Origin of the sequence: Bacillus sp. IT-79MI2, from assembly GCF_949768135.1 — a bacterium.
GTDB classification, from domain to species: Bacteria; Bacillota; Bacilli; order Bacillales; family Bacillaceae_G; genus Bacillus_A; species Bacillus_A pseudomycoides.
On record NZ_CATKPV010000071.1, the window covers coordinates 1 to 24015 of the forward strand.

Sequence of the window (24015 nt, forward strand, 5' to 3'; positions counted from 1 at the left end):
GGTTCTTGACAGACAAAATAGAATTCGAAACTCATTTTAAAATAAACATTCCTAGGCAAGGGGAATTGTATATCGGGAAGGAAATCACCAAGCATGTTTACTCCGATATATTATATAAGGCTTTAGTGAACGGTAAGTTGAGAAATGTTATTTTAGTAGAAGTTAAAAGGGGGAATCATCCAATTAATGAAAAAGATATTGAACAAGCCATAAATTATGCCAGATTACTGGATGAAATTGCTCCCTATAGTGTTGTAACTAACGGAAAAACCACAAGGATATTTGATACTATAACAAAAGATGAATTAACCAATACAGATTTAAGTAAGAGTAATTTTATTGTGTCAGGCTGTAATTTAACTATATCAGAGGATATTCGTGAAGTAGCTCTTCGAGCTTTTGTTGGATTAGATCGAAAGAACCTTCTTCATTTTTGTCAACTTCAGAGTGAGCGTAATTTTAAAGATATAAAATCAGAAAAAATTTCAAATAAAAGTATTATAGACGAAGTTCATTGTAATAGAACTAAATACATGGATGAATTTAAAAATTTCTTGAAGTCAAGAAGTAAGATTTATGCAATAATCGGTACTTCAGGATTTGGAAAAACTAATTATTTATATTCCTTATGGAATCAATATAAAGATCGTTTCCCAATGGTGTTTTATAATGCTGGTTTACTCAACCAAAGAGTGATAACTTCTATCCAAGAAGATTTTCATTTTTTGTTAAACCAGGAATATAGTATGACAGAATTAGTAAGAAGATTTGATGATATTACTAAAAACAATGGAGATCAACGCTTTTTTATTGTAATTGATGGTTTAGATGAACATCCTAATCCAGTAGAATTGCGTAATGAATTGAACGACTTAGTAAAAAAAATTCAAGACTCAAATATTTATTTAATCACATCCTGCAAAACTACTGATGAAACTAATGATATCTGGCGTAGTTTTACTCACTTTAAAGGTTCGTTAAATTCTTTTGGAGAAAATATCTACTCGTCAAGAAACTTATCGTTTCTAAACAAGATAGGTGTGTATGTAGATAAAATGGACGAACAGGAACTTAAGTGTTTATGGGGAAGATATAAGAAAGCATATGGAATTAAAGGAGATTTAAATAGCGAGAGTAGAGAGCTCGCAAAGGAGCCCTTTCTAATGAGAATGCTTGCTGAGGTATATCAAGAGCAGGAGGTTTCGAGCGAGATTACTGAAACTGAGCTGTACCAGAAATGGTTACGTCAGAAGCTAGAACAGACCTCTGAACCGGAGATGACCAAGCTTGTACTAAAAAGGATTATAAGTCAAATGGTTAAAGATAAGAGAGAGAACTTAGAACACGATTTATTATTGGAGTTGTTATCAACAGTTAATAATGGTTATTCTTATTTTCAAGATTTACTTAAAATAGGGCTATTGCTCGTTACAAAAGATTTTAATCAGATAAAATATGTCTCTATATGTAATAATGCGCTAATGAAATATATTTATTGTTATCAGATATCGAAGTGGCATACAAAACAGATGATTGATTTAATTCAACCGTTCAATACATACATAAGAGATGGATTTTTGCGTCAATACCCGATCTTTTTCATCTCTTTTAAGCAGAGTAAGTATAAGAATGAACGTAAAATGTGGAGTGAAGAGTATACAAAGAATGATCACCCCCTATGTATCAGTTGCAACGATAATATAGAGGTAGAAGATAAAGTTACTGTTGTATTAAGAATTGACAAAAATAATTTGTCTGACGAAAATTTAGGTGGTTTTCATATTATTCATGAGAAATGTGCATGGGATGGCCCAAGTATGCTTGATTTAAGGCCTGAGATAAAACATGCAATATTAAATTGTGAGGATTTTTTAGCTGTGTACAAAATCTTTAGTTTACTAAATTCTATGCCTGACAGCCAAAAGGTCCAATCAGCTCGACGTGCTAAGAAAGAAGAGTTGAAAAGGTCACCTCACTTTAAATTTTTACCTTCGATAACATCCAAAGGTGAACCGTTCTGGACCATTATGGAGTTTGTTGACGAAGTTAATACTGGGAATATGAAAAGCCAAAAAATGAACGGGAAAGAACATCTATTATTTTTCGATACTAAGGAAAAAGCTGATTTCTACCTTGCTCTCAATCAAACTGATGAAGACTCAGAGACTGTAGATCATGTTGTTGGAGTAGAGAAAAAGTATATTAAGAGAATGGAGGAGATTTACAGATCAAATGCTGTTAATATGCCACCTGCTGCAATCCTCGTTGGTTTTAAAACTGGAGGGAACGTATTAGTTATCCCACAAGAATTTAAAGAAGTTATAAATGTGGTGAATAGTGGGTTATCCTTTCTCGAGTACATGAAAAGAATGCATCTCAAATAAGTAGTGATATTTAAGGGGAATTAAAGTCAGCAAAATTACAATCAGATAGTAATTATAGAAGAAATTATTCAAAGCGCTGGTATAGCACGAACTGACTTCGCAAATATTTCCAAACAGAGTGATGTTCCACTAGCTGAATTTCCTTCTTTGCTAATAAAGGAAGAAGAGCAGTATTTGAAGGAAGCGATGAAGAATATGTAGTGATGAAAAGGCATCCTAGCGAATTCGTATTCAATTTGCTAAGGTGCCTTTATAAGTTTTTGAGAATGTGGATAGATATTTTAATGATTTTCTTTAGTTTGCTCCTTTTCACTCTGTTCCTCAAGATATGCTTTCTCTTCTTCTGGAGTAGCTAAACGGTACGCCTTCCCATTCGTGCTTCCACCTGCTCGTTCCCACATGTCATTATGCCCCTCAACAGCTTTTGAGAAATCCCCTTTTTCTCAACGATCTAAAATCTTGTTGTACTTGTCTTTGTCTGCTAACATATCGCTGTCATTTACTAGTTGACGAAGTTTTTTTATATTATCTGAAGACATTGCGATAAAACCGCTTTTCTCGTTGGTCATTACCTTTTGGTGAGTCATTTTGTGCATAGAGTCGATGATAACTCCTTCAGCGTTAGTTATATCATCAACTTCTTCAATTTCTTCACCTTTCGCGACTTGTTTGTTGTCACTTTCAGGATTAAAAAGGTTCCCAATCATGCCCCCTGCAAATACACCAAATAGCATGATACCGATTGTGATAATTAGGGGTTTTGTCCATTTCTTCATGTTTTGGATCCTCCTTGTGCAAAAATCGAGTTGTTTTTGTGCTTTATAGTTATACATTTGACTACTATTTTAGGGATCACAGTAGTTCTTTCTCTTTTAGTAAATTAGATGAATGATATCGAGATATTGAGAAAAGTAAGCAAAAAATGAGGAATAGGTTTCTGAGTGCATACATAATTAACTCTTTTACATCAAAGCTTGTGCTTTTAAAAGGCGTAGTTACAACTGTTGGAAGGGATATGAATCGATATTATACAAATCCATCAATCTTTATCTGTAAATAAAAAGACCCAGAAATATAATCTGGGTCAGAGGTAATATCAACCACCGTGGTCTCCATCTGCCATCATACTAGCCACAACTTCAATCTGATGAACATCCGTCTGTGAGGAGATGCCTAGGGTTAATGTTAAAACAGTTATGATTCCCATTAAACTAAGTAACTTCTTCATTTTAAAGCTCCCTTCTCAATAATTCTATTTTTTGCTTCAGTGCTTAAATAGAAATATTTACTTGCTTTTGAATGTTCATCCTCTTTATAAAATTTAATTCCTAAAATTTCATAATATTCATGGATGTATTCATATAGATTTTCTCTTTCAAAATACGGAATTCCTGCTAAAACGGTTTCTTCTAATTGTTTAGCGGGGATTTTGTTGTTTACGTCCTTAAGAATTTTGAATCGGTGTTTGTATTCTTCATTCTCCAGTTTTGTACATATCTCTAATCCTTTTTCGAATAACTCATCAGCAACTTCAACATGTCCAAGTTTAGAATGTTCTCGTGCTTCAATAAATATAGCTTTATAATGATTTGGCTTATTTTGAGAAACTTCGGATGCATAACGAATAGCTAGTTCAGATAGATTTTGACTTGCATACAACAGTCCTAGATTATGACGAACCATCAAAATAAATGTATCTTCTTTAAGCTTTTGGAAGATATCCATTGCTTTCACAAGATGTTCTTCCGCCAATACCCACTCTTTCAAATTAATGCAGGCCATCCCTAAAAGGTTTTCACAGAATCCTGTATTTCGTTCGTAATTCTCCTGTTCTAAAAATATCTCTTTTGATTTTGTGACACACTTAATGGATTGAAGGGACTCGTAAACATCGTAATGGAATGCCCCAAGTTTATAATAGAACTCAGCTTTTTCAAGTTCATCAGGCACGATATCAAGTAATCGTTCGGCTTTCTCATAGTTCTCTCTAGCAATATTGTAGTTGCCAATTGTACTAGCATGAATTGCTTTAAAAAAATGATAGTAGTATGTTAAAAGACTATCTTCGGGAATCTCATAAGATTCAATTTTATCAAAACTGTTTTTTGAAACGTTTAAATTATCAATTACATATTTATAACGGAAATCCAATAGAAAATAATACAGAGATAAACTTTCATCATGTGAAATATTTTCGATTTTCTCATCAATCTCTTTTTTCAGAAGATGAGCGTTTTCGATATGTCTAGCGCGAATTTCAACATACCAATCATTCAAGAGACTAGTAATCTGCTCGTTCCCCTTTAATGAGACGTTCATAATATCCCCCTTATCTATATGTATAATCTTTAAATAATATGATAGCAGAATTTGGTATAGGAAAGAAATGCGAAAAAAATTTCGAAAGAAAATAAAGAAAATTCAGAAAATAAAAGGAGAGTTAACGGAGTATGTAGAAGCGGAAAAGAAAGAGCATAAGATAGTGGTTCTCAGGAACAAGGCCATCTATTGACAGTCTTGTTCCTAAGCAGTCGAGTTTCACTCTTTATTCTTATTGCTTATTATTTTGATGCTTAATGCAACAAAGACAACTCCTATTATTCTCATTAGGGTGTTACCTATGTCTCCGAGACTATTAACTGTTAGATTCATTAAAAAAGCTCCCAATAGACAGAGAAATATACCAAATAGTGTTTTCAATATATGTAGCACCTAAATTCTTTATAATATTTTGTGGATTTTATTAATCACTTAATTAATTGGATATTTTTACCTTATATCCTTCTTGTACTTTAGTTGAGGTACATGAGAATTAAAGTTCAGCTTAACTTCGAAATCATATATTGTCTGTTTAGTATGAACTGTTTTAGAAGTTTTAAGTGTTTCACAAGGTGTTGTAAAATGGATATATATTACATGCGAGAAAGAGTACGATTTGATGGGGAGGCTTCCAAATGCATATGGATGAAGGGGGAAATTTGCAGTTAACGAGTCAGGCTCTTCAGGTAATGAATAACGGGATTGCTGTTACAAGTCATGATGGAATCATCACGTTCAGCAATCCAGCATTTTGCAGCATGTTAAACAAAACAGAAAACGAAATAACGGGTAAGCACATATCGATGATCATTCCTAACAGGAAAAAGTTATTAGTGAATCAAAATGATAGTTTGCATAAGTACGAGTGTAAGATTGGCAACCAAGTATTTATTGTGAATGAATCCTCTGTACATCAGGGCGGGAGAGAAGATGGATCGATTGTCATTTTAGAAAACAAGGAGAAAAGCATACAGTCTTTGGAAAGCACCATCAGTCGGTATGAAAATGCCTTGAATTTATTGTCGGAGTGTATTCTAGGGGTGAATGAGCAAGGGATCATCAATTTTTTTAGTGGTGCTTATGCGCAATTTTTAGGAATTGATGATCCGAAGGAAGCGATTGGGAAGCATTGTACGGAGGTTGTTGAGAATACGAGGATGCATATTGTCGTGAAGACGGGGCAGGTGGAAATTGGGCATATTCAGCGTATAAATAATCAGAATATTATTGCAACTCGTATACCTATTGTTAAGGACGGTAAGGTTATTGGTGCGATCGGTAAAATTATGTTCCATGATATACAGCAGTTTAAAGCTTTGGGGGATCAGATTCGTGCAATGGAATCAAAGTTATCTTACTATCAAACTGAATTACAGCGGCTGCAAGCAGGGAGGTTTTCATTTCAAAGTATTGTAGGAGAGAGTGCGAAAATGGAAGAAGTGAAAACGATGGCTTTGAAGGTTTCGAAAAGTCGGTCTACGGTTTTGATAAGAGGAGAGAGCGGAACGGGGAAGGAGCTTTTTGCCAATGCGGTTCATCATGCGAGTCCGCGTGCTAGGGGTTCATTTATTCGTTTGAATTGTGCTGCGATTCCGAGGGATCTTTTGGAGGCTGAATTGTTCGGATACGAAGAGGGTGCTTTTACAGGAGCGAAAAAAGGAGGTAAGCCTGGGAAGATTGAGTTGTCCCATAAGGGAACGTTGTTTTTAGATGAGATCGGTGATATGTCTTTGGACATGCAAGTGAAGTTGCTTCGTGTGCTGCAAGAGAAAGAGATTGAAAGAATCGGTGGCACAAAAACTCAAAAGATTGATGTCCGCTTTATTGCGGCAACGCATCGGAATCTCCGTGAAATGGTGCAAAGAGGAGAATTTAGAGAGGATTTATATTATAAGCTAAATGTGTTTGCAATTGATATTCCTCCGCTAAGAGAACGAAAGGAAGATATCGTACATTTAACGGAATTTTTAATTCGGAAATTGAATGAGGAGCTTGGTAGTAACGTTCTTTTATTAGATGAGAGAGTAAGGGATATATTCATGGAGCATGATTGGCCAGGGAATATTAGGGAGCTAGAGAATGTGCTGGAACGAGCGATGAATGTTGTGGAAGGAACGATCATTCAAGTGCATCACCTTCCTGTTTATTTGCGGAAAAGAGATTTGGAAGAAGAGTTGGATCATGAAACTTTTGCGGGATATCAAGGGGAGGATGAGATAAGCTATTCACTGCAGACGGAAGTGGAATCCGCTGAAAAACGGGCGATTACGAGGGCTTTGGAAAAAACAGCTGGAAATAGAAAAGAGGCAGCTGAGCTTTTGGGAATTCATCGGGCCAGCTTATATCGAAAAATAGAAAGATACGGAATATGATGAAGGAATGTAAAGGGCAAATAGGCCCTTTTTTTGTTTGGTTTGCAGTAATACATGTTGTCGCGTTTTTGCGACACTTTCTTATATATGCGACATGATCACTATCATTTGTAGCGCAAATGCGACATGCGAAGGTGTACATGTAAGGGAGACTCGGGGCATGTCCCTGAAGGAATAAGGGAATAGGGAATGAGACAAGCTTTGGCATGTTTCTTGCTATATAAATAAAAAGAATTTTAATAGGAAGGGGATGGAATCTAATGCTTGAGAATCAGAGTTTGCCACATTTTCTTATACAAAGTATCAACAAGTCGCCTGATAAGGTGTATTTACAATTTGAAGAACAAAGGGTTACGTATGAAGAACTTTATCACCGGATTACAAGGGCTGCAGCGGGATTGTGTGAACTCGGTATTCAAAAAGGTGACAAGGTTTGTATTATGCTTCATAACACCCCTGAATATCTGGATGTATGGTTTGCTTTATCTTTTATGGGAGCAATTGCGGTGCCTCTTAATGTGCATTTAAAAGGAGAAGGTCTGCAGTATATTTTATCCCACTCTGATTGTAAGATAATGATCATTGATAAGGAATTTGTTCCTCAAATTGCTTCTTGTTTACCATTTATACAAAGGGAAATTGGGATTGTTGTTCACGACAATAATGAAAGCGTAATCATTGCAGATGATGGTAAAGAACGGCCGGTAATCGGATTGAAAGATGTATTGCATGCAAATGATCACTATCTTCCAAATGAAGCTGTTTCCTCCTCTTCTATTAATAGTATCCTTTACACCTCTGGAACGACGGGACTACCTAAAGGGGTCATGTTAAGTCATTCTGCCTATGTCAATTCTGCACAGTCATTCGCTACTTATATGGTTGGTGCGAATTCGAAAGATATTTTATTTACAGCGCTGCCTTTATTTCATATTAATGCCCAGGCCCATACAGTGCTCGGTGCCATTTCTTCCAATGCGACGATTGCTCTTGGAAAGCGGTTTAGTGCTTCTCGTTTTTGGGATGAGATTCGGGGTCATGGCGCAACCATTTTTAATTCTTTAGGATCGATGATTCCAATTCTCTGCAAGCAGCCGGAAAAGGAAAACGATTATGAAAATCCGGCAAGGGTGACGGCTTGTGCCGCTACGCCTAAGGGATTTTGGAAGCCGTTTGAGGAGAGGTTTGGCGTCCGGATTGTGGAAGGCTACGGATTAACGGAAACGACAGGCTTTTGTGTAACGAATCCATTGAATGCCAATAAGCCGCCTTCTATTGGGAAACCGTATTCTTACGTAGAGACGAAGATTGTCAATGAGGATGGAAATGAAGCGCGGACTGGTGAAATCGGTGAAATTTTCATCCGTTCCTTACAAGAACAAACATTCATGGAAGGCTACTATAAAATGCCGGATAAAGCAGAGGAAGCGATGGAGGGAGGATGGTTCCATACAGGGGATCGCGGTTATCGAGATGAGGAAGGCTACTTATATTTTTGCGATCGGATCAAACAGTGTATTAGAAGACGTGGAGAAAACATCTCTTCTTGGGAAATTGAAAAGGTCGTAAATAATCATCCGAAAGTGCTTGAATCAGCGGCTATCGGTGTCCCGTCAGAAGTGGGGGAAGAGGATGTCAAATTATATGTGATTGTAAAGCAAGGAGAAATGATGTCTCATGAAGAGATTATAGATTGGTGTCAAGAACGTATGGCTTACTTTATGGTGCCGCGATACGTTCAGTTTCGTGAATCTTTCCCAAAAACAGCAACGGAACGGATTCAAAAATTCAAGTTGCAGGAAGAAGGAATCGGTACTGCTTGGGATCGCGAACAGGCGGGGTATGTCATTAAAAGAACGAGTTGAAGATTGTCTCATTACATATTAGAAAGAAGGGATTGCATTGGAAAATAAGCGGGTTGTTTCATGGTCTAAAGAAAAAGGAATCGCGACTATTAGCATTGATAATCCTCCTGTGAATGTACTGAGTTATGCGGTGATTGAGCAACTGACGGCCACGGTTGATGAAATTGAACGGGATGATGAAGTCATTGTTGTACTTCTAACTGGCGCTGGAGAAAAAGCCTTCGTTGCCGGAGGGGACATCAAGTCATTTCCAGAATGGATTGGGAAAGGGAGTGAATATGCAGAAGAAAAATCATTGTGGCTTCAGAACCCATTAAATAAAATAGAAAGATTGCCGAAGCCTACAATCGCTGTGATTAACGGATTGGCGCTTGGGGGCGGGTGTGAGTTAGCTTTATCGTGTGATTTACGGATTATAGAAGAACATGCCCAAATTGGACTTCCGGAAGTAAAGCTAGGCTTGTTTCCAGGTGCGGGAGGAACGCAGCGTTTGCCTCGCTTAATAGGAACTGCAAGGGCAAAAGAAATGATGTTCACTGGTGAACCGCTCACTGCCGAAGAAGCCCTGCGAGTTGGTTTGGTGAATCATGTTGTTCAGCGCGGTGAAGCATTGAATAAGGCGAAGGAATTAGCCGCGAAGATGGCTCGGTTTTCTCTTCCTGCTTTATCTTTGATGAAGCAATCTATCAATAAGGGGTTATCTCTTTCTCTTGAGGAAGGGCTAAAAGTAGAAGCTCAAAATTTTGGCCGTGTATTTCAAACGAGTGATGTAAGAGAGGGAGTGGAGGCTTTTATAGAAAAGAGAGTGCCGCTTTTTCATCATAAATAAAAAGAATACGATGTCTGCCTTTGGTAGGCATCGTAACAATATATGCAAGCATAAAAGAATGAAAAACAAATTTGAGAAAGTCCATTTTATTAAGGGGGGATTGCAGATATGGATTTATTGATTGTGTTGTTATCGCTCGGCTTGCTTATATTTGTGGCTTACCGAGGGTTCTCGGTCATTTTATTCGCTCCGTTATGTGCTTTGCTGGCTGTGTTTTTGACGGAGCCAGCGCAAGTTTTACCGTTCTTTTCCAATGTTTTTATGGTGAAGATGGTCGGATTTATAAAATTATACTTTCCTGTGTTTTTGCTTGGAGCGATATTCGGTAAAGTGGTAGAAGTCACTGGAATCGCAGAAAAAATTGCGAAAATTATCATCCGTTTTATAGGTGTGAAAAGAGCGATTCTTTCCATCGTCTTAATGGGAGCGATTCTTACATACAGCGGCGTCAGTTTATTTGTCGCGGTATTTGCGATTTATCCATTTGCAGCGCAATTATTTCGTGAAGCAAATATTCCGAAGCGTCTCATTCCAGCGACAATCGCATTTAGTGCATTCACATTTTCGATGGATTCACTTCCTGGGTCGCCTCAAATTCAAAATGTTATTCCAACTACGTTTTTTAAAACAAATATTTATGCAGCCCCTATATTAGGGATCATTGGAGCGTTGTTTATTTTTACATGCGGCATGCTGTATTTGGAAAGGTGTAGGAAGAAGGCGGCAGCTAAAGGGGAGGGGTATTTCGGAAAAGGTGATGCTACTTCTGAAATGGCCGCTACAACTAGCACGCAAGCCGCACCGACGCCAATTGTTTCAAGTGATGCTATTCCAGCTAGTTACTGGATGGCTTTTCTACCGCTTGTACTGGTTGGAGTGGTGAATAAAGTCTTTACAGAATTCATCCCCGTTTGGTATACAAAGGGATTTGATTTTGCATCCATCGGTTTGAAGGAGTACGGAACGATTGATATGGGACAAGTCGTGGGTATTTGGTCAGTAGAATTGGCACTTCTTATCGGTATATTGAGCGCTATATTATTAAACTTCCAAGCGGTAAAAGAACAGTTTCAATCGATTACAAGCGTGGGGGTAAGTGGTTCCATTTTAGCTGCGATGAACACCGCAGCCGAGTATGGGTTCGGTGCTGTTATAGCTGCTTTACCTGGATTTGTTATGATTCAAAATTATTTGACTGGGACATTTTCCAATCCTTTAATCGGTGGAGCGGTCATGACGAATATATTATGTGGGCTGACGGGATCAGGATCAGGAGGAATGAGTATTACATTAGGTTTAATGGCAGACAAATATATTGAAGCAGCAGCGAACTTCGGTATTCCATTAGATGTGCTGCATCGCGTTATCGCAATGGCAGCAGGCGGTATGGATACTCTTCCTCATAACGGAGCAGTTATCACTTTGCTTGCAGTTACAGGGCTAACGCACCGAGAAGCTTATAAAGAGATTTTTGGTATTACTTTAATTAAGACGGCTGCTGTTTTCTTCGTTGTTGGAGTGTATCTGATGTTTTCTATTGTATAGGAGGGGGATTGATTGGCTGTTATAAATAACGCAGCTATCAAGTTAAGATTATGTATAATGGTAAATAGAAACAGCCATCATTCCATGAAACGATGGCTGTTTGTATATTTTCAATGAATTTTACAAAATTTACTTGTTACAACAATGCTCTTCTTCTCATCCATTGCGTCGCAACCCATTTTTCACCTTTGATAACAGGTGCACCGCCATGTAAAGTAAGGTTGTTTATTGATTCATCCTGATAAAAATACTCGAAATATACCGCCATTCCTTTTTTCGGAGATACGGAAAGGTTGAGTTTTGGAAAGAAGGTCTCTCCACCTTCTTCTACATGATTTAAATACATCACAAGTGTACTCATACGATTGTTACTTGCTGCCGCACTATTTTCTACAAAAAAATCATAATGCGCTTGATATTCTTGGCCAACTGTATACTTTAAAATCTGCAGCCCTTCTCCATGTGGGGCAGGAACATTCATGATCGAAGCGATTCGTCTTTCGATTCTAGTAGTAATCTCGCTTTCTTCTAAAAATGCGCCACTGCTCGTCCGAATGTCATTTGTTTTGCGCGAAACACCAATTTTAGAACGTTTCATTTGATTTTTAGACATTTCAATTAACGTTTCACACTCTTCATCACTTAATACATTTGCTAAAACGACAATAAGAGGCTCTTCTAGTCTTGAAATAATTTGTATTTCTCTGTCTTCTGTCACAATGGTGTTCCCTGTGTGGTTAAAAATCGTTAGTTCTGTATTTTTAACTGTTTCATCTTTCATTGACATTTGCCCCATCTCCCTAAAAAAATGATTAGATAGCACTAATATATCATATTTTTCTTACTATTCATTCTTTACGAAAAAATAGAGTAATGATTGAAAAAAAAGGACATGTAGTTACCTATTCAAACTAACTATTCCCAAACTAAAATTTTGTTAAGTTAACACAATTTAAAAATGCATGCTCTTTGCTACATGCAATGATACACTGTACTTCTTGTTCATAAGTGCGGAAGTCGGCCATGTACAGATTAAAAGAATCCCTCCCAAGCCCCTTACAACCCCCTACCAACAAATAAATCACTAAAAAGAAACAAAATAAAAAACAAAAAACTACTACAAGCAGTCCCTCAAAAAAAAACAGTAGTCGTAGTAATCGTAAAAAATATGAAATCACTCCGCCAAACTTCCTCCCTTATCCCTATATACATGATGGAACCGTCAATTACATATGTTTCATTAAGGGATAGGAGGAATAAACATGGCAGTATACCGTAATGTACAGGTGAATTTTTGGCAGGATGATTTTGTACTCGATTTAACACCGGAGGAGCGGTATTTTTATATTTATTTGCTGACTTGTTCGAAGACGACGCAATGCGGGATTTATCCGTTACCGAAGCGTTTGGCGGAGATGGAGACAGGTTATAACCGGGAGACTGTTGAGAAGTTGCTGCAACGCTTTGTCGAGTATGGAAAGATATTATATGATGCGGAAACGAAGGAGTTATGTATTTTAAATTGGCTGCGCTATAACCCGGTTACGAATACGAATATGGAGAAGTGTGTGTTACGTGAGCTGAAGACGGTGAAAAGTAAAGAGTTTGTACATATGTTTTTGCAAAAATGTTTGGAGGAAGAGATGAATATTCCGCTACTTTTAGAGCATTTCGGTATGCCGGGTGAGTTGTCTGAGATGATTCCGCAAGCATCTATTGAAAGTTATGAAGAGGATGAGGAAGTAGAAGAGACGGAGCCAGGCAGCAGTGTATTCATGTTTTATGAGCAAACTTTCGGTAGTTTGTCGTCTTATGCGGCGGGGGAATTAAGTGAGTGGATGGCAGATTTATCGGAGGAGCTTGTCTTAAAAGCGCTCCAGATCGCTTTTGAAAATAATAAGCGGACGCTTGCTTATGTGAAGGGGATTTTACGGGATTGGCACGGTAAGGGATATACGAAGGTTATTGAAGTAGAGGAAGCGGCAGCGAAGTTTCGGAAGAAGGATCCGACTGCTATGCATGAGACTGAGAAGTTTCTAGAGGAGTGTGAAGAGTGGAAGAAAAACGTGCCATCTGAAGAAGAGCTGCAGAAGTTCCTCAAGGAAGAGGGCTGGCGGCCATGAGCATTCAAAATATTGAGGCCGAACAGACGGTATTAGGGTCCTTGCTGCTTGATGGTGAACTGATTAAGGAGTGTAGGCTGACCGATCAGCACTTTTCTACGGCTGTGCATCAAGCTATCTTTAAGTTGATTCGGAAAATAGAGGAGGAAGGACAGCCGCTGGATCTTGTTGCGCTTGTTTCAAAAATGGAACCTGCTTTTTTGGCGCAAATTGGTGGTATGGAATACCTTGTAAATATAATTGAGAGTGTGCCTACTACTGCTAATTTCTCCTATTATGAGGGGCTTGTTCGGAATGCCTGGAAAATGAATCAGGCGGGAAGTATGGCGCACAGCATGTGTGAACGGCTTCTTGCGGAGAAGGATGAGAAAGTAATCGGAGAGACGATTACAAGACTTTGTGAACTGGAAGAGGTGGATTGCACACTTGATTTTGATTTGAAGGATACGTTAGTCGATCTTTATGAAGAGCTGCATCAAGATACAGAAGAACTTACTGGTATTGAGACAGGTTTTTCAGCTTTAAATAAGATGACGTGTGGTCTGCAGGAAGGGGATTTTGTTGTGATTGGGGCACGGCCTTCGATGGGAAAGACGGCGTTTGCCTTAAACATTGCGCTTCATGCGGCGAAATCGGATGCGGCAGTTGGATTGTTTTCTCTGGAGATGAGCAACAAGCAACTATTGAAACGAATGGTTTCTTGCTTGGGTGAGGTATCTGGGAAAAGGCTGAAAAATCCGAAGCATCGTTTTACGATAGAGGACTGGGGGAAAACGAGCCGGACATTTGCAGAAATTGGGGATCTGCTGCTAGAGATTTATGATAAGGCAGGCGTTACAACGCAGGAGATTTGGGTGCAAGTGCGGAAGCTGAAACGGAAGTATGAGGATAAAAAGTTGCTTGTGATTATTGATTACTTGCAGCTCATTACAGGTGATTCGAAATATCGGGGAAACAGGTTTCAAGAAATGAGTGAAATTTCTCGTAAGCTGAAGCTCATGGCACGTGATTTAAACGTGTGCGTCGTAGCGCTGTCGCAATTGTCTCGTGGGGTAGAGTCACGTCAAGATAAGCGTCCGCTTTTGTCTGACTTAAGGGAGACGGGGCAGATTGAGCAGGATGCGGATGTCATTATGCTGATGTATCGGGATGATTATTATGATAAGGAGACGGAGAATAAAGATGTGACAGAAATTCAGATAGCGAAGCATCGGAACGGGCCTATTGGAGGGATGAAGCTAAGGTTTTTGAAGGAGTTTGGGAAGTTTGTAGAGGATGGTTAAAAATAGCCTGGTGAGTTCCATACCTAAAATAATCTTGATTCTTTTTTAGACGGTTTGGATAAGATTAAGAGGTTGCTAGTCAAAAATTTCTTCAAGCAGTAGGGAATGTAATTATTAGGAATATAAAAAAGACACTTCATCGAGTGTCTTTTTACTGAAATGATATTTTTATCCCGCTATTCGCGGGCAGAAAGACCCCCACCTTAAAATTCAGCGAAAGCAAAGAAGTTAGGCGGGGGATCAACTGCCCGTAAAAGCCCGATTCGTGAGGGCTAATAATCAGTGGGGGATGAAGAAAACCCCCACTGATTAAAGTTTTACTTTATATTGAGAGTTTATTTTTTGAATGTAACAATTCGTGAATGTAAGGAAAAGAAAATGGTAAGCTTATACACCTTTTGCTTGCAAAAAATATCCATCTGCACGAAAATAAAAGAGGTAATAGTTGTAAAAAATGTTATAAAATCCAATCGGTCTCTTTTTAGTGAAATCTCCCCTATCAATAAAGCTTAAAACAGCCTTATTCAAAGGAGTTTTTTTATACTTTTCTTGCTTAGGGGAGATCATATTAGTTCTGAAAGAATGTATGGTAGTCTTTTTTATCCCGCTATTCGCGGGCAGAAAGACCCCCACCTCAAAATTCAGCGAAAGCAAAGAAGTTAGGTGGGGGATCAACTGCCCGTAAAAGCCCGATTCGTGAGGGCTAATAATCAGTGGGGGATGAAGAAAACCCCCACTGATTAAAGTTTCACTTTATCTTTTAATCTTGTTTCATGACAGTATTAATATTTGAAGACAACGATAGAGTATTCATATATAACGAACCGAAGAAAGGAAACTAAATATGAGGATGAGTACGATGAAAAAAATGATTGGTTTAATCTTCTTAGGTATAGTACTAATCGTTTTTGTTCTTTACTATCAGAATCATTTTAATTCAGATCGAGAAGAGAAGATATACGTTGAGAATTTCAAAGGGGATAATGATTCTGATAAAATTCAATCAGCGATCAATCAAGCAAAGGATAATAAAATAAAGACTGTTTTGCTTGATGACAAAAAGTACAAGATTACTTCCCCTATCGTTGTGAAGCAAGGTGTTAAGTTGTTATTCGGGTATGGAACACAGTTTATTGTTGATGGTGACTTCAGGGTGATTGAACTTGAGAAGAATGCTTCAATTGAAGGGGCCTATATTGCCATTGATGATGCGAATTTTAATTCGGAAGTGATCTATTTAGATGGTAAACATAAATATTATAATACTTGGAACAAAACACATATAAAGGATATAAATATCATCAATTGGTCTGAAACGAACAAGGGGACAGGGATATCGTTATACGCTGGTGGAAGAGAACATGAGATTTCTTTTGTTAACTTCGAAAACGTTAAGGTAGTAGGAATGAAGAATGGAGTAAAGTTAAAAGTGGATAAACCGGATTCTGGATATGCTTGGATAAATGCTAATCGGTTTCTGAACTTTTCTTTAGAGGATTGTGTAAACATGATTTACATGGATAGTCATTCAACGATACCGAATGAGGCTAGTGGGAATCAATTTACCAATTTACAGATACAACCTTCAAGCAAAACAAAAAGTGTTTTGACGGTGAGCGGGCAACATAATGAGTTTCATGGGATGTTGTGGGATTTGAACCAAATCAATCATGGAAACACTATTGTTGAGCTTACGGATAAGAGTATGGATACGACCATTGATATTTCTTCTATGCCTACGAGCAGAATCTCTGATAGGGGACAAGCAAATAAAGTGAAGCAGTAACTGTAAGGTTCTCGCAATCGGACATTGCTTTTTTAGGAGGAGCCCCCTAGATTCATGTCGAGACTGCGATAATTATAACGTATAAGTTGAAATTTATCTTCTGGGGGCATGATGATGTGGATTTAATTGTTAGAGTATTTCGTGTTTTTGTATAAGAGGTGATAGCTACGCAAAATTTTTTGAATAGTTAACATTTGAAGATATCGAAGGGGAGCATTTTAATATTTACTAATGGAAGTAAATGAATCTTAATTTGTACTATTTTCATAGTTTAGATGTGCTAATTTGCCCTTGATCATTTATACTCAATCTCCATTTTGTTCCATTTGGAGAAGTCAACGTCACAGCATTCCCTTTTTGAAATTCTAAATCCCCATATAATGTGCCACCAGTAGTTGGAAACCATGAGGAGCCATGCTGTAAAGATGATTTTGCGAATATTCGATTTATCCGAAATCGTTTGTGATCTTGTGTATATTCGCTTAGTGTTAGCTTAACTTTATACAACATTTCTGATCTTACTTCTGAAATCACAGTGTTTCCGACATTAAATGGGAGATTTTTGGCCACTTCCCATGGTCCATTTAGGCTCTGTTGATATTCAATTAAAATACGACTTGGGCTTTCATTCCATCCAAAATAGATACCGATGCAATTCAGCATGTTAATAGGCTGCTTAGAAAAATCTAACTCGATTACAATTGGTTGAGTACTAGGAACATCCACGTAATTCACACTTTGTTCATCGAGCAGGTTAAAACAATTATTAATATGTCCTGCATAAGGGGCTTTTCCAGAAAGTTGGCGCACTGCGTAGCGGACATTTGCATTTACTAATATATCATCTTGATTCCCAGCTAGATGTGCTTTTCCTAATGCAAGAGGAGGAAATATAGGAAGGGATTCTTCATGTGGTGAGGTACACCGATTGTATAGGCCACGATCGAGAATAGATGTGGAAACTTGATTTGAGAATAGGTAGTTATGATGAGAAGTGGAAGAGAATTCGATAACGAGGGGAGCAGCATCCATACGAAAGACGTCCCATATTACTCCTTCAAACATATTATAGGCACCTGAACAGCGGATTACTTTTTTTGTTTGTTTCCGGCATTGAACTTGGATTCCTGCAAAGGTGTTCCCTGAAATTTCGTAAGGTAATGCACCATTTCCTATAATCTCGATACCATACTGACAACCATCTATAAAAATAGAATGGAAGGAGTTTGCATTCATCCAACAAGGATTGTTTATATCCGCAAGCTTTTCTGTTTTTAAATAGATAGCCGTATGAAAGTTTGTGATTTGGATTGAGTATGCTTTAAAGAAACTTATGAAATCCCATGCCTTTTTACAGGATAGATGAATTGCGATACCTTGGTAAGTTGTTGTACGGTTTATAATATTGATATTTGATATAGAAGTATGATTATGAATTTCTATTTGTTGGGCACCAGAAAGGTAAAGAACGGATGAGTTAAAGTTATTATCCACAATTTCAATCGAACCACCAGAGATTGAAGTGTTTTTTTGAAGCTCAAACACTTGGAAATCCCCTTTGACGATTAATGTTACAGTGGGATCCATTTCAAGATGTACATTTGACTTAATAACAATAGGAGAGGATATAGTATATTGTTTCTTCCCGGTGATGACAACTTTGGAATAATTGTTGGCCGCGCAATAATTAATGGCTTCTTGAATAGCTTGGGAATTATCGAGTAAATCTGGACTGGCACCAAAACAATCAATATTAACAACACTTTGATTTTGGCAGTCTTCAGCAAAATTAAGAGGTTCTGTCAACTTATAACACTCCTTATATGTGGGATATTATATAATATGCATGTTTGAAAAAAAGCATATATATAAAAGAAAAAACAAACGATGGCCTCGTTTGTTTTTTAAAATTGATAGGTTTTAAGTGTAGAATGAATCATATTTGAGAGGGAAAAGGATTTTTCTACTTTGTCTCTTGCCGCTTTTCCTAAACATTTTCTGAAGTCTTGATTGTCATGAAGTAACTGGATTTTCTTTGCAAATTCTTTTTCAGAATGATGGGAAATGAGAATGCCGGTTTCATCATCTATAATGGCTTCTTTGATACCACCAACATCTACAGAAATAATAGGTGTTCCAGAAGCCATTGCTTCAAGGACTACCATTGGAAACACTTCTCTTAGGGACGTTAGAAGCAGCAAGTCCATACTGCAAATAAATTCATATGGATTAGATGTATTACCTAAAAGCGTCACCTTATGATTTAACTTGAAATCACGAATCATTTTTTCAATCAAATCCCGTTCAGGTCCATCTCCAGCAATATAAAACATTACGTTACGTACATCTTTTAACTCATTTGCAATTTTTAAAAAAAGTTCATGGTTTTTCTCTTTTGATAATCGGGCTAAAATTCCGATATTGAGGATTTCTTTAGGTTGTATTTGTTGAAAAGAAAAATGTTTTACATCAACACCATTGTAAATCGTTCGAATAAGATCTTTTCTTATACCTAATTGCAGTAATCTCTCTTTCTCGAAGTTACTCACTGCGATAATTTGATTAACATGTTGATTTAACACTTTTTTAAATAGCGCGGGAAACTTTTTTTCAAGTATTGTAACATTATGTTTTGTATAAATTAGCTTAATTTTTCTTCCCGTAATTTTTTTTATTACAATGGAATACAGTAACATTCTGAAACTATTTGCATGGATAACATCAATGTCCAATTTCATCACTTGTTTACTTAATGTATAGAGGTTAGCAGGATGATTTTTTAAACTTAAAGGAATAAAATGATGCTTATTATGAATTTGATGATACAACTCACCTGTGGCAGCTGCTGAATAAAACGTCATGTTTTCATGTTTGAGATAGTTTTCTAATTTGCAAAAATACATCTCAGCGCCACCTGTTATGAGTTTATCGGTTAATAGTAGAATATTGTTCATTTTTTATTTCCCTCCACTGGTCATAGAAGGAGGTCGGTCTCCTCTGTTTTTCTTGTATGCATGATAGGCATATTGACTAAAATAAAAGTTGGTTTTTACAAAGTTTAACTTTTCTTGGTTTCGTAAGAGTTTCCAATATCGGTAGGCAGCTTTTAATTTATTCCTTGAAGTAGAGTTACTTACAATACGATATTTAGATAAAATCTTTTGTAAGCCATAGGCTTGATATCCTAGCCGTAATAATGCTAACCATAGGGCAGTATCTTCAGGCTGGATAACGGGCATTTCAATTTGTTTCAATTGATGCCTATCTAACATCACGGTTAAACAGCCAATCGTCGTATTTCCCAGCAGATATTTATAATCTACAACTTTCGGTGCATTAACTTTAATATTCATTGAATTGCCTTGTTCGTCAATTAAAGAATAAGAGGTAAAAGAAAAAGCAAGATTCCCGTTTTGCATAAAAGCGACTTGTTCTTCTAGTTTAGTAGGTAACCAGAGATCATCGCTGTCTAAAAAGGCAATATAATCTCCTTGAGCTTCTTTTAATGCTATATTTCTAGCTCTAGCGGCGCCAACATTTTGAGTTAAAGTAATAAGTTTAATGCGTGGATCTTTTTCTATATATTGTTTGATGACATGAACGGAGTCATCTGTCGACTTATCATCAACGATAATCATTTCCCAGTTAGAATATGATTGGGCCTGAACGGATTCAATGGTTTCTTTTATAAAAGGGGAGCTGTTATAAGAGGGAGTTATAACAGAAACTAATGATTCGCTATCTTTTTTGGTGTATATCATAAAAACCAGCCTCTTTTCTTTCATATACAGAAATATATTTTAAAGCAATTGCTAAAAAGGAAAAAAGCGCTTCGTTAATCATGAGGGAAAGAGATACCATCTGCAATAAAAAAGCAAAAAGTGTAAGGATAATAAAGGGTTCTTTATTATGCAATTTCGTTTTAAAGAGCTTGATAATGAACAGGAATAAAAAAGAAAGGTAAAAAAGAAAACCAATAATTCCTGCCTCTACTAAGATCTCTAGATATGTATTATGAACATATAGTTTTTCATTATGTTCAAATGCGTAATAATCCGAAAAATTAAAGGCACCGATTCCCAAAAGGGGATGAGACATAAAATAGTTAATCGCCTGTTCCCATAATTCAAATCGACCACTTCCTTTATCAGAAGAAAAGTCATTGATGCGGCTGGAAATGATTTGATTCAAATCAATTTGCATAAAAGAACATGCGGCGTAGATTACAACTAGGCATAACAGAGCAATCAGTATCATTTTTACCTTTTTTAGAAAATCCGCTAATATTATGTATAAAATGACAACGAGTATTAGGGCGACAATACCGCCTCGAGAAAAAGTAAGAAGGTTGGTAATTATACATAAGATGAATCCAAATGAATGCTTAAATCCTTTTAAGTGTGTTAAATAAAAAGAAAAAAACAAGGTATTATAAAAAATGAAGATGTTTGGGTCATCAAGTAGTCCAATTAATCTTGGATAATCTCTATCTAATAGTAATCCGTAAGAGGTGATCTCAACGCCTGTTGGGGATCCCCCAGTTATCTGTAGTCCAATCATGTATAATAACAAACTAATCATGTTAAATAGTATCCCGACATTTGCAATGGAAGCCTCAATAGCAGGAATTGAAGCTTGCTCCAACATATATCTCATGATGAAATAACAAATAAGGACAAGTATTACTCCTAGAATGACGCGAATACTTGATTCTGGATACTGTGAAAAAGCACCACTTAGACAATAGGTAAAATAAAATAAAAGCAATAAAATTTCATAATGATAAAGGGGACGAAAGTAAAAGTCTCGAAAATAAATACAGAAAAAAATGACTAAAAAAATCATATAAATTTTTAATGAAAAACCGATGGACAAATTATATTTACTAAGTGTAATGAAAAATAATAAAAGAAAGACTTCTAAAGTAGAAGTATTTCTTTTAATTTGTAATCTTTCCATTTCCTCGTTGTCTCCCGTCTTTTAAATGGTTAATATTCTGTTGTTTTTTCTTTCTTATAAAATCTTTAATCAAGTCCCGAGTGGCTTGATCAAATAGTAAAACCATCGTAGACATTAAGATAATGGTAGAAAACATGGCTATAAAAGGAAACTTATATAATAAGTAGTGTAATAGGATAAAACTTACCGAAAAGTAGGATCCGTATGGAATAACGACTTTGGTTAATACTGTTTTTCTGATTGGATTAGCTAATATATAACCAATAAATGATACGATTTCCATCGTTAAAACAGAAAAAGCTGCTCCCGCTATTGCATAAGTAACACTCAGATAATAAAAAGACAATAAGCCAATAGAGATGGTTATAAATTGAACCATAGTACGGCGGTTTTGCAGTCCTCTTGTTGTGAGACCATCAGCAATGGCGATATTAAATCCTTGTAAGACAATAATAAAGGATAGTATTTTTAAAGGCTGAACCGCAGATCCCCATTTATCTCCAAATAAAAGCGTGATCAGATAGGGGGATAAATAGAATAAAGCTATTGTCATACACATTCCAATCAAGGACATAAATTTCATTTGCAGGATATTTAATTGTGTATGTTTCTTTACCTCCCCATGACTATAACTCTTAAATAACAGTGGGAAAAATGCACCTGCAATAACCCCTGGTATTTGATAGAGAGCTGAGGGGATTCGGTAAGCTACTGCAAAGAGCCCAACAAGCCCTAAGGGAAGTGTTTTTTCCAATACTAATGGACCTAGTTGAGGAGTCAATATAATAAATAACCCACTCATTAAGAACGGACTAATATTGATCAGTAAATTTTTTTGAAAAGGGAATTTCCATTTAAATTCTATGTTTTTTCTGAGTAAATACAGGCAGTAAATACCCCCGGCTAAATAAGAAAAACCATATAAAAAAGCTGTTACATGTATATTCACTTTTAAGCTTATACACAAAATAGTTAATGTGACTAATACAATGGCCGAGAAGATTTTTATGGATGCAATAAATTGCATTCTTTCAGATAATTGAAAGTAGGTTATTCCTATGCTCTGTAGCACTAGGCCGATGATTAAAGGAATCATTAAACTATACATCATATAAAGAATTTGTTGTTCATGATAAAAGACATGGATACCGAAAGAAAAAATAACAAATGTTAAAAGTAAACATGCCACTCGAACTTTTATATAAGAAAAAAATGTAGCGTCGAGGTTTTCCTTTTTTGCTCCTTCTCGAAGGAACGTATTACTGACTCCCAAATCTGTAAAAAAATGCATGACCATGGAAAGAGCTAGTGCTACACTAAATATTCCATAGTTCTTTGAGTTAAAGTAATTTGCCAATAGTATGAGCGTACCTGCATTTAAAACATTAGCTAAAATCGTGCTGTAAAGTAAGTGGAATATATTTTTAATAATTGAGTTTGTTTTCTTATTCACTTATTTCTCTCCCAATTCACAACTGTAAAGTCACTTAAGTACAGATGTAGGTTCTTTTCCACTAGGTAAAATAGAGTCTTTTTGCTTAAGGTAATAATCATATGTATTCGCAAGACCTTTTTCCAATGCATATATAGGTTGCCAACCTAATTTTTGAATACTCTTTTTATTACAAAGCAAACTTTCTTTGACGTTACCGTTTTTTGCAGGTTGGTGAACTACAAAGTCAGGTTTAAACGCCTTCATCGCTTTTTCTAATGATCTTTCATCTTCTACATTATCAAAGAAAGCTATACCTTTCGAATGGACATTATTTACGGATCCGGTGGATGAGTTATCATACACAGCCAATTCATAATTATTATGAATTCATTTGTCTGCAATATGGGATCCGATAAATCCGAAGCCCCCCGTTACTAGCACTTTCTTCATTTTTTATTCTTCCCTTCAATATTTATCTGGCCCCATTTCCAGTAAATACAATGGCCAATGTTCGACATAAAATCTTGATTTCCATAGCGAATGATCTATGCTGGATATAGTATAAGTCGAACGCTAATTTTTCTTCGGGAGTTAAATCATATCCACCATTCACTTGCGCCAATCCTGTTATTCCAGGCGTTACAAGTAAACGATGTTTAAAATTAGGCAATGACTTATCAAACCTTTTATAGAAATATTCTCTTTCAGGTCTAGGGCCAACGAGTGACATATCTCCTTTTAACACGTTAATAGCTTGAGGGATTTCATCAATTCTAGTTTTTCTTATAAACGCACCTATTCTTGTAACCCTAGGGTCCTCTTTACTTGCCCACTGAGGACCGTTTTTTTCAGCATCTAAAAACATGGAGCGTAACTTTATTAATTTAAAATCTTTTCCGTTTTTTCCTAGACGCTGTTGATAAAAGAAGGGAGAACCGGTTGATTCAATTGGGATAAGGATGCAAAAAAGAACTAAAATGGGTGATAAAAGTAACAGCATGAAAAGCGAAACAACAAAATCTATAAGTCGTTTAACAAGAAGGTAGGATGAAGTTGATAGAGGTTTTACTTGTATTTCTACCTGACTATCAATCTTTATTTTTGGGTCCAAAAGT

At 36.6% G+C, this 24015-nt stretch carries 18 protein-coding genes and 1 pseudogene; 8 read left to right on the forward strand and 11 right to left on the reverse strand.

Annotation, left to right across the window (positions count from 1 at the left end; genetic code table 11):
• A partial coding sequence (locus ACM6HU_RS18120; RefSeq protein ID WP_414848381.1) for a type I restriction enzyme HsdR N-terminal domain-containing protein occupies positions 1 to 2384 on the forward strand: 2384 nt, incomplete at its 5' end.
• A gap of 281 nt (positions 2385 to 2665) precedes the next feature.
• Here the strand turns inward: ACM6HU_RS18120 and ACM6HU_RS18125 are convergent.
• The 3 genes and pseudogenes from ACM6HU_RS18125 to ACM6HU_RS18135 all read right to left on the reverse strand — a co-directional run bounded on the left by ACM6HU_RS18125 (position 2666) and on the right by ACM6HU_RS18135 (position 4703).
• Positions 2666 to 3217 (reverse strand): annotated as a pseudogene (locus ACM6HU_RS18125) (DUF6241 domain-containing protein).
• A 263-nt stretch (positions 3218 to 3480) separates the two neighbouring features.
• Positions 3481 to 3612 (reverse strand): hypothetical protein, encoded by a 132-nt coding sequence (locus tag ACM6HU_RS18130; RefSeq protein ID WP_016113322.1) that lies wholly within the window; start codon positions 3610 to 3612, stop codon positions 3481 to 3483.
• Positions 3609 to 4703 (reverse strand): Rap family tetratricopeptide repeat protein, encoded by a 1095-nt coding sequence (locus ACM6HU_RS18135; RefSeq protein WP_275857656.1) that lies wholly within the window; start codon positions 4701 to 4703, stop codon positions 3609 to 3611. Before ACM6HU_RS18135 ends, ACM6HU_RS18130 begins: the two co-directional genes overlap by 4 nt.
• Positions 4704 to 5338: 635 nt before the next feature.
• On the opposite strand from ACM6HU_RS18135, the gene ACM6HU_RS18140 reads away from it, so the two are divergent.
• The 4 genes from ACM6HU_RS18140 to ACM6HU_RS18155 all read left to right on the forward strand — a co-directional run bounded on the left by ACM6HU_RS18140 (position 5339) and on the right by ACM6HU_RS18155 (position 11314).
• Entirely contained in the window at positions 5339 to 7075 is a 1737-nt protein-coding gene (locus ACM6HU_RS18140) for a sigma 54-interacting transcriptional regulator (protein ID WP_275857657.1), read from the forward strand.
• A 260-nt stretch (positions 7076 to 7335) separates the two neighbouring features.
• Complete coding sequence (locus tag ACM6HU_RS18145) at positions 7336 to 8940, forward strand: ATP-dependent acyl-CoA ligase (protein ID WP_016113327.1); 1605 nt, start codon at positions 7336 to 7338, stop codon at positions 8938 to 8940.
• Positions 8941 to 8977: 37 nt separating this feature from the next.
• The gene (locus ACM6HU_RS18150) at positions 8978 to 9769 is read left to right on the forward strand and encodes an enoyl-CoA hydratase (RefSeq protein ID WP_016113328.1); all 792 of its coding nucleotides are present in this window, start codon (positions 8978 to 8980) and stop codon (positions 9767 to 9769) included.
• 108 nt (positions 9770 to 9877) lie between these two features.
• The gene (locus ACM6HU_RS18155) at positions 9878 to 11314 is read left to right on the forward strand and encodes a GntP family permease (protein WP_016113329.1); all 1437 of its coding nucleotides are present in this window, start codon (positions 9878 to 9880) and stop codon (positions 11312 to 11314) included.
• A 136-nt stretch (positions 11315 to 11450) separates the two neighbouring features.
• Here the strand turns inward: ACM6HU_RS18155 and ACM6HU_RS18160 are convergent, their stop codons facing one another.
• Positions 11451 to 12101 (reverse strand): 2OG-Fe(II) oxygenase, encoded by a 651-nt coding sequence (locus ACM6HU_RS18160; protein WP_016113330.1) that lies wholly within the window; start codon positions 12099 to 12101, stop codon positions 11451 to 11453.
• Positions 12102 to 12576: 475 nt separating this feature from the next.
• Between ACM6HU_RS18160 and ACM6HU_RS18165 the strand changes: the two genes are divergently transcribed.
• From ACM6HU_RS18165 to ACM6HU_RS18175, 3 genes are all read left to right on the forward strand, one after another.
• Positions 12577 to 13437 (forward strand): DnaD domain-containing protein, encoded by an 861-nt coding sequence (locus tag ACM6HU_RS18165; protein ID WP_016113332.1) that lies wholly within the window; start codon positions 12577 to 12579, stop codon positions 13435 to 13437.
• A complete protein-coding gene (gene dnaB, locus ACM6HU_RS18170; protein ID WP_016113333.1) occupies positions 13434 to 14720 on the forward strand; it encodes a replicative DNA helicase in 1287 nt (428 codons plus the stop codon). The genes ACM6HU_RS18165 and dnaB overlap by 4 nt, the downstream gene beginning before the upstream one ends.
• Before the next feature lie 844 nt (positions 14721 to 15564).
• Positions 15565 to 16506 (forward strand): hypothetical protein, encoded by a 942-nt coding sequence (locus tag ACM6HU_RS18175; protein WP_033671276.1) that lies wholly within the window; start codon positions 15565 to 15567, stop codon positions 16504 to 16506.
• A 264-nt stretch (positions 16507 to 16770) separates the two neighbouring features.
• On the opposite strand, the gene ACM6HU_RS18180 is transcribed toward ACM6HU_RS18175, so the two are convergent.
• The 7 genes from ACM6HU_RS18180 to ACM6HU_RS18210 form a co-directional block, all read right to left on the reverse strand.
• Positions 16771 to 18312, reverse strand: a complete 1542-nt coding sequence (locus ACM6HU_RS18180) for a hypothetical protein (RefSeq protein ID WP_016131667.1) — start codon at positions 18310 to 18312, stop codon at positions 16771 to 16773.
• Positions 18313 to 18410: 98 nt separating this feature from the next.
• Positions 18411 to 19460, reverse strand: coding sequence for a glycosyltransferase family 4 protein (locus ACM6HU_RS18185; protein WP_016113336.1), 1050 nt, complete (start codon positions 19458 to 19460; stop codon positions 18411 to 18413).
• 3 nt (positions 19461 to 19463) lie between these two features.
• A complete protein-coding gene (locus tag ACM6HU_RS18190; RefSeq protein WP_016113337.1) occupies positions 19464 to 20267 on the reverse strand; it encodes a glycosyltransferase family 2 protein in 804 nt (267 codons plus the stop codon).
• Complete coding sequence (locus ACM6HU_RS18195; RefSeq protein ID WP_016113338.1) at positions 20245 to 21465, reverse strand: O-antigen ligase family protein; 1221 nt, start codon at positions 21463 to 21465, stop codon at positions 20245 to 20247. The genes ACM6HU_RS18190 and ACM6HU_RS18195 overlap by 23 nt, the downstream gene beginning before the upstream one ends.
• Complete coding sequence (locus tag ACM6HU_RS18200; protein WP_016113339.1) at positions 21446 to 22918, reverse strand: oligosaccharide flippase family protein; 1473 nt, start codon at positions 22916 to 22918, stop codon at positions 21446 to 21448. Before ACM6HU_RS18200 ends, ACM6HU_RS18195 begins: the two co-directional genes overlap by 20 nt.
• A gap of 30 nt (positions 22919 to 22948) precedes the next feature.
• A complete protein-coding gene (locus ACM6HU_RS18205; protein ID WP_016113340.1) occupies positions 22949 to 23263 on the reverse strand; it encodes a hypothetical protein in 315 nt (104 codons plus the stop codon).
• 109 nt (positions 23264 to 23372) lie between these two features.
• Positions 23373 to 24011 carry a sugar transferase gene (locus tag ACM6HU_RS18210; protein ID WP_016113341.1) on the reverse strand — a complete coding sequence of 213 codons (639 nt, stop codon included), beginning with the start codon at positions 24009 to 24011 and terminating at the stop codon, positions 23373 to 23375.
• Positions 24012 to 24015: the final 4 nt, after the last annotated feature.

What these genes read in the sequence shown, in the direction of transcription:
- ACM6HU_RS18175 (WP_033671276.1), top strand. Translation starts at nt 15,565, where the DNA reads ATGAGGATGAGTACGATGAAAAAAATGATTGGTTTAATCTTCTTAGGT.
- ACM6HU_RS18190 (WP_016113337.1), bottom strand. Translation starts at nt 20,267, where the DNA reads ATGATATACACCAAAAAAGATAGCGAATCATTAGTTTCTGTTATAACT.
- ACM6HU_RS18135 (WP_275857656.1), bottom strand. Translation starts at nt 4,703, where the DNA reads ATGAACGTCTCATTAAAGGGGAACGAGCAGATTACTAGTCTCTTGAAT.
- dnaB (WP_016113333.1), top strand. Translation starts at nt 13,434, where the DNA reads ATGAGCATTCAAAATATTGAGGCCGAACAGACGGTATTAGGGTCCTTG.
- ACM6HU_RS18155 (WP_016113329.1), top strand. Translation starts at nt 9,878, where the DNA reads ATGGATTTATTGATTGTGTTGTTATCGCTCGGCTTGCTTATATTTGTG.
- ACM6HU_RS18145 (WP_016113327.1), top strand. Translation starts at nt 7,336, where the DNA reads ATGCTTGAGAATCAGAGTTTGCCACATTTTCTTATACAAAGTATCAAC.
- ACM6HU_RS18185 (WP_016113336.1), bottom strand. Translation starts at nt 19,460, where the DNA reads ATGAACAATATTCTACTATTAACCGATAAACTCATAACAGGTGGCGCT.
- ACM6HU_RS18195 (WP_016113338.1), bottom strand. Translation starts at nt 21,465, where the DNA reads ATGGAAAGATTACAAATTAAAAGAAATACTTCTACTTTAGAAGTCTTT.
- ACM6HU_RS18130 (WP_016113322.1), bottom strand. Translation starts at nt 3,612, where the DNA reads ATGAAGAAGTTACTTAGTTTAATGGGAATCATAACTGTTTTAACATTA.
- ACM6HU_RS18140 (WP_275857657.1), top strand. Translation starts at nt 5,339, where the DNA reads ATGCATATGGATGAAGGGGGAAATTTGCAGTTAACGAGTCAGGCTCTT.
- ACM6HU_RS18165 (WP_016113332.1), top strand. Translation starts at nt 12,577, where the DNA reads ATGGCAGTATACCGTAATGTACAGGTGAATTTTTGGCAGGATGATTTT.
- ACM6HU_RS18160 (WP_016113330.1), bottom strand. Translation starts at nt 12,101, where the DNA reads ATGTCAATGAAAGATGAAACAGTTAAAAATACAGAACTAACGATTTTT.